Origin of the sequence: Streptomyces sp. NRRL S-378 (assembly GCF_000720645.1) — a bacterium.
In the GTDB taxonomy this organism is placed as follows: Bacteria; Actinomycetota; Actinomycetes; order Streptomycetales; family Streptomycetaceae; genus Streptomyces.
This window is the reverse complement of sequence record NZ_JOBX01000045.1, coordinates 49,349-55,837: the sequence shown is the minus strand read 5'-3', so window position 1 is coordinate 55,837 and position 6,489 is coordinate 49,349. Positions and strand designations below refer to the sequence as shown.

Here is a 6,489-nt window from a genome sequence, read left to right as displayed (position 1 = left end):
GAGGAAGCCCACGCCGAAGGTGCCGAAGGCGGCGAGGGTCCCGGCGAGCGGGGAGGGGTCCTGTGGCATGCGGCACCAGATACCGCCTCCCCGTCCGCCGGGACACGGGTTCGGCCGTCAACGACCGGAAGGAGTGCTCCGTGTCCGGAAGTTGACGCGTTGCCGTCCCTACCAGCCGCGCTCGCGCCACTCGGCGAGGTGCGGACGCTCCGCGCCGAGCGTGGTGTCGTTGCCGTGGCCCGGGTAGACCCAGGTCTCGTCGGGCAGCTGCTCGAAGAGCTTGTGCTGCACGTCGTCGATGAGGCTCTTGAAGGCCTCCGGGTCGTCGTGGGTGTTGCCGACGCCGCCCGGGAAGAGGCAGTCGCCGGTGAACACGTGCGCGTGGCCGTGCGGGTCGTCGTAGATCAGGGCGATCGAGCCGGGGGTGTGGCCCACCAGGTGGCGCGCGGTCAGCTCGACCCGTCCGACGCGCACGGTGTCCCCGTCCGCGACCGGGACGTCGGTCGCGACCGGGATGCCCTCGGCGTCGTGGGCGCCCGCGTAGGTCCTCGCCCCGGTGGCCGCCACGACCTCCGCGAGCGCGCCCCAGTGGTCGCCGTGGCGGTGGGTGGTGACGACCGAGGCGATGCCGTCGTCGCCGATCAGGTTCAGCAGGGTCTGCGGTTCGGCTGCCGCGTCGATGAGCAGCTGCTCGTCGGTGGCCCGGCAGCGCAGCAGGTACGCGTTGTTGTTCATCGAACCCACCGCGACCTTGGAAATCATCAGGTCCGCGAGCTCGTGCACGTCGGCCGGACCGCCGACCTTGACCTCTCCGGTGTACGTCATGTGGTGATCCTAGAGGTGTATTCCTACAGCGGCGGGAGCGCGGGCAGGGGGCCGCCCGTGGTGGTCAGGGAGGCGCCCTTGTCGCCGCGGCCGGCGAGCCAGGCGAGCAGTGCGGCGGGGGAGCCGGACACGGTCACGGCCGGGTCCCCGGCGGAGCCGGTGCGCCAGGTGCGCCCGTCGGCGGTGGTCAGGGCCGTCGCGGGCACCTCCGGGCGTCCCGACCAGCGGTCGGCGAGGAAGGTGATCTCGCGGTCGGTGAACTCTTCCGGGAGGTCGGAGAGCTCGTAGCCGATGTTCAGGTCGACGTGGTGCAGGTCCACCTCGACCCAGCGGCGGAAGGGCACGTTCTCGGCGAGGTCCGTGACGCCGTTGCGCAGCTCGACGGTGCGGGACCAGTCCTGGTCGGGCTCGGTGGTGGCGAGGAAGCGGGCCGCGGAATCACGGAGGTCCGCCAGGTGTTCTTCCAGGGGCCGGCCGGCATCGCGCGCGATGTCCGCGTCGCGCGCCTCGCCGCTCTCGTACATCGGGCGGCCCTCGAAGACGTTGAGGAGGGCGTCCGCGTTGCGCGCGAGGTGGGCCAGGATGTGGCCGCGGGTCCAGCCGGGGAGGTGTGACTCCTCGGAGAGCGCGCCGTTGTCCAGTTTCGCAACCGCGGTCAGCAGTCGGTCCGTGGCTTCACGTACAGATCGCAGGTCGTGCACATGATCAGTCATGGCTTCGAGCCTAGTGCTCGGAGCCGCTGGCCACACGATCGGGTGAAGCGGTCTCCGGAGTGCCGTAAATCGAATGTGCGTGCTATACGCTCGGAAGTCAGACTCCATCCCATCGCAGAGGCGCCCCCCATACCCTGGACAGTCGGGGCCCGTGCCCCTCTCACTCAAGAAAGGTGCGACCGGCGTGACCGACCGTCTCATCGTTCGTGGCGCTCGCGAGCACAACCTGAAGAACGTCTCGCTCGACCTGCCCCGCGACTCGCTCATCGTCTTCACCGGACTCTCCGGGTCGGGCAAGTCCTCCCTGGCCTTCGACACGATCTTCGCCGAGGGCCAGCGCCGCTACGTCGAGTCGCTCTCGTCGTACGCCCGCCAGTTCCTGGGGCAGATGGACAAGCCCGACGTCGACTTCATCGAGGGCCTCTCCCCGGCCGTCTCGATCGACCAGAAGTCCACCTCGCGCAACCCGCGCTCGACGGTGGGCACCATCACCGAGGTCTACGACTACCTCCGCCTCCTCTTCGCCCGCATCGGCAAGCCGCACTGCCCCGAGTGCCGCCGGCCCATCTCGCGCCAGTCGCCACAGGCGATCGTGGACAAGGTGCTCGCGCTCCCCGAGGGCAGCCGCTTCCAGGTGCTCTCGCCGCTCGTGCGCGAGCGCAAGGGTGAGTTCGTCGACCTCTTCGCCGACCTCCAGACCAAGGGCTACAGCCGGGCGCGGGTGGACGGGCAGACCGTCCAGCTCTCCGAGCCGCCGACGCTGAAGAAGCAGGAGAAGCACACGATCGAGGTGGTCATCGACCGCCTCACCGTCAAGGACAGCGCCAAGCGTCGGCTCACCGACTCCGTGGAGACGGCCCTGGGCCTCTCCGGCGGCATGGTCATCCTGGACTTCGTCGACCTCGCCGAGGACGACCCCGAGCGTGAGCGGATGTATTCCGAGCACCTCTACTGCCCGTACGACGACCTCTCCTTCGAGGAGCTGGAGCCGCGCTCCTTCTCCTTCAACTCGCCCTTCGGCGCCTGCCCCGAATGCACCGGCATCGGCACGCGCATGGAGGTGGACCCGGAGCTGATCGTCCCGGACGAGGAAAAGTCGCTCGACGAGGGCGCGGTATCGCCGTGGGCGCTCGGCCACACCAAGGACTACTTCCAGCGGCTGATCGGCGCGCTCGCCGGTGAGCTCGGATTCCGGACGGACATCCCGTGGGCCGGGCTGCCGGTCCGCGCGAAGAAGGCCCTGCTCCACGGCCACAGGACGCAGATCGAGGTCCGCTACCGCAACCGGTACGGGCGCGAGAGGGCCTACACCACGGCCTTCGAGGGCGCCGTGCCGTTCGTGAAGCGGCGGCACGCGGAGTCCGAGAGCGACGCCAGCCGCGAGCGCTTCGAGGGCTACATGCGCGAGGTGCCCTGCCCGACCTGTGAGGGCACCCGCCTCAAGCCGATCGTGCTCGCCGTCACGGTGATGGAGAAGTCCATCGCCGAGGTCGCCGCCATGTCGATCAGCGAGTGCGCGGACTTCCTGGGACGGATGCGCCTCGACGCCCGCGACAAGAAGATCGCCGAGCGGGTCCTGAAGGAGGTCAACGAGCGGCTCCGCTTCCTCGTGGACGTCGGTCTGGACTACCTCTCCCTCAACCGGGCCGCCGGCACCCTGTCGGGCGGCGAGGCCCAGCGCATCCGGCTCGCCACCCAGATCGGTTCCGGTCTCGTCGGCGTCCTCTACGTGCTGGACGAGCCCTCCATCGGCCTGCACCAGCGTGACAACCACCGGCTGATCGAGACGCTGGTCCGGCTGCGGGACATGGGCAACACCCTCATCGTCGTCGAGCACGACGAGGACACCATCAAGGTGGCCGACTGGGTCGTGGACATCGGTCCGGGCGCGGGCGAGCACGGCGGCAAGGTGGTCCACAGCGGTTCGCTCAAGGAGCTGCTGAAGAACACCGAGTCGATGACCGGGCAGTACCTGTCCGGGAAGAGGTCCATCGAGATCCCGGACATCCGCCGGCCCGTGAACGGCGAGCGGAAGCTGACCGTCCACGGGGCCAAGGAGAACAACCTGCGGGACATCGACGTGTCCTTCCCGCTGGGCGTGCTCACGGCCGTGACCGGTGTTTCGGGCTCCGGAAAGTCGACCCTGGTCAACGACATCCTCTACACCCACCTGGCGCGGGAGCTGAACGGCGCCCGCTCGGTGCCGGGGCGCCACACCCGCGTGGACGGGGACGACCTCGTCGACAAGGTGGTCCACGTCGACCAGTCGCCCATCGGCCGGACGCCCCGGTCGAACCCGGCGACGTACACCGGCGTCTTCGACCACGTGCGCAAGCTCTTCGCCGAGACGATGGAGGCGAAGGTGCGCGGCTACCTGCCGGGCCGCTTCTCCTTCAACGTCAAGGGCGGCCGGTGCGAGAACTGCTCCGGCGACGGCACGATCAAGATCGAGATGAACTTCCTGCCGGACGTCTACGTCCCCTGCGAGGTCTGCCACGGCGACCGGTACAACCGGGAGACGCTGGAGGTCCACTACAAGGGCAAGTCCATCGCGGAAGTCCTGAACATGCCGATCGAGGAGGCGCTGGACTTCTTCGAGGCGGTGCCGACGATCGCGCGTCACCTCAAGACGCTGAACGAGGTCGGACTGGGTTACGTCCGCCTCGGCCAGTCCGCGCCGACCCTGTCGGGCGGCGAGGCGCAGCGCGTGAAGCTGGCCTCCGAGCTGCAGAAGCGCTCGACGGGCCGGACGGTCTACGTGCTGGACGAGCCGACCACGGGTCTGCACTTCGAGGACATCTCGAAGCTGATCAAGGTCCTGTCCGGGCTGGTCGACAAGGGCAACTCGGTGATCGTCATCGAGCACAACCTGGACGTCATCAAGACCGCCGACTGGGTCATCGACATGGGCCCCGAGGGCGGGTACGGCGGCGGCGTGGTGGTGGCCGAGGGCACACCCGAGCAGGTGGCCTCGGTGGGCGCCAGCCACACGGGCAAGTTCCTGCGGGACATCCTGGGCGCGGACCGGGTCTCCGACGCGGGCGCGTCCCCGGTGCGGGCCGCGGCGAAGAAGGCCCCCGCCAAGAAGGCCGCCGCGGCGAAGAAGGCGGCCCCGGCCAAGAAGACGGCGGCCAAGAAGACGACGACACGGGCCCGCAAGGCCTAGGGGTGCTCGCCGGGTGATGCCGGTCGTGCCGGGCTCGCGGGCCCTGGCCTGACCGAGATCACTCCCGGCCGCTGCGCACGGCCCAGGAGGGTCCGGCCGTCGTGCCGGGCCCTTCCTGCCGTCCGCGGCCACGTCGGGACGCCCCACCGCGTGGCGGGCCGGCGCCGGGTCCGTCGGGCTCGCCGGGAATGCGTCCGTGACGGCGACGCGGGGGACCCTCGCCGTCCGGCGGCAGGCCGGTCGAGGTACGCCCCGGCCGCGGCCCGAGCGTGGGCGCCGCTAAACGCCGAGTTCTGCCGCGTACGGGGGTTCCGCTCCTGGGCGGGTGCAGGTCAGGGCCGCCGCGTGGGCGGCGTAGGCCAGGACGTCCGGCCAGTCCACCGGTCCGCCCGGAGCCGCTGCCAGGCGGTGCAGCAGGGCCGCGTTGACCGTGTCGCCCGCCCCGATGGTGTCCGCCACCGCGACCGGGCGGGCCGCGGCCGAGTGTTCGGCGCCCTCCCGGGTCCAGACCGTCAGGCCCGCGGCTCCCCGGGTCAGCACCACCGCCGAGGGCCCGGCGGCCAGCCAGTCGCCGACCCGGCCGCCCAGCCAGGCCGCGTCCTCCTCCGACAGCTTGAGGACGCCCGTGTGCGGCAGCAGCCGCTCCGTGAGGCGGGCGCGATGGCCCGCCGGGTCCGCGATGAGCGCCGGCCGGATGTTGGGGTCCAGCAGGGTCAGCAGCCCGCGCCGCGACTCCCGGCGCAGCAGGGCCTCGTACGCGCTCGCGCCGGGCTCCAGAACCAGCGAGCAGGTGCCGAGCGCGAGGGCCCGTGCCCCCTCGGGGAGGGCCGGCGGCAGGGTGAACAGCCGGTCCGCGGTGCCTTCGACGTAGAACCCGTACGAGGCCGAGCCGTCCGGGGCCAGGGAGGGCACGGCGAGGGTGGTCGGCTCAGGCCCGCGCTGGACCAGCGACACGTCCACCCCCGCCGCCCGCAGTCCGGCCAGCAGGCCCTCGCCGAAGCCGTCCGTCGAGACCCGGGAGCAGAACGCGACCTCGGCGCCGAGCCGTCCGAGCGCACGCGCCGTGTTGTACGGTCCGCCGCCCGGCCGGGGCAGCAGCGCACCCGGCGGTCCGGCCGCGGGCACCAGGTCGATGAGGGCTTCTCCGCCGACGACGATCACGCGGAGGAAGGTACTCCATGGGGCGGCGGTATCGTCGGGTGGGCCGTGCCGCGGCCGGGCACCGGACGGTGTCCCCCGCCCGCGCCACCGCCGTCGCCCCGCCACGCCCGAAGCACCCTGGAGAACCACATGTCCGCGCCGCAGTCCGCCGCCCGCCGTACCGTCCTCAAGGGTGCAGCCGCGCTCGCGGGGGCCGCCGGCGCCGGGGCGGCGCTCACGGCCTGCTCCACGCAGACCAACAGCGGCGGCAACACCCCCGCGACCCCCACCGCGCCCGTGGAGCTGGGCGCGGCGGCCGACGTCCCCGTCGGCGGAGCCAAGCTCTACCGGGAGCGGAAGCTGATCGTCAGCTGCCCGGCGGAAGGCCAGTACAAGGCGTTCAGCGCCCAGTGCACGCACGCCGGCTGCGTCCTCGACAAGATCGTCGAGGGGGAGGGGAACTGCCCCTGTCACGGCAGCCGTTTCGACGTGGCGACGGGCAAGGTCCTCAGCGGCCCGGCCGACCGGCCGCTGCCGGAGGTGCCGGTCCGCGCGGAGAACGGCAAGCTCGTCGCGGGCTGACCCGTGCCGGGCACCGGCGGGCCGCCGCTCACCGAGCCGGTCACCGGCAGCACGCCGCTGCCC

5 protein-coding genes are annotated in these 6,489 nt (G+C 71.7%); 2 read left to right on the top strand and 3 right to left on the bottom strand.

Translation table 11 applies throughout. The features are described from left to right. Positions 1-168: 168 nt before the first annotated feature. Complete coding sequence (locus tag IH80_RS0127165; protein ID WP_030963993.1) at positions 169-825, bottom strand: MBL fold metallo-hydrolase; 657 nt, start codon at positions 823-825, stop codon at positions 169-171. A gap of 23 nt (positions 826-848) precedes the next feature. Then, positions 849-1,538, bottom strand: a complete 690-nt coding sequence (locus IH80_RS0127160) for a maleylpyruvate isomerase family mycothiol-dependent enzyme (protein WP_030963992.1) — start codon at positions 1,536-1,538, stop codon at positions 849-851. 184 nt (positions 1,539-1,722) lie between these two features. Between IH80_RS0127160 and uvrA the strand changes: the two genes are divergently transcribed. Continuing rightward, a complete protein-coding gene (gene uvrA / locus IH80_RS0127155; protein ID WP_030963991.1) occupies positions 1,723-4,704 on the top strand; it encodes an excinuclease ABC subunit UvrA in 2,982 nt (993 codons plus the stop codon). A gap of 279 nt (positions 4,705-4,983) precedes the next feature. Here uvrA and IH80_RS0127150 read toward each other — a convergent pair whose 3' ends face one another. Next, positions 4,984-5,865 (bottom strand): carbohydrate kinase family protein, encoded by an 882-nt coding sequence (locus tag IH80_RS0127150; protein WP_030963990.1) that lies wholly within the window; start codon positions 5,863-5,865, stop codon positions 4,984-4,986. 129 nt (positions 5,866-5,994) lie between these two features. On the opposite strand from IH80_RS0127150, the gene IH80_RS0127145 reads away from it, so the two are divergent. Then, entirely contained in the window at positions 5,995-6,426 is a 432-nt protein-coding gene (locus tag IH80_RS0127145) for a Rieske (2Fe-2S) protein (protein ID WP_030963989.1), read from the top strand. The last annotated feature ends 63 nt before the right edge of the window (positions 6,427-6,489 follow it).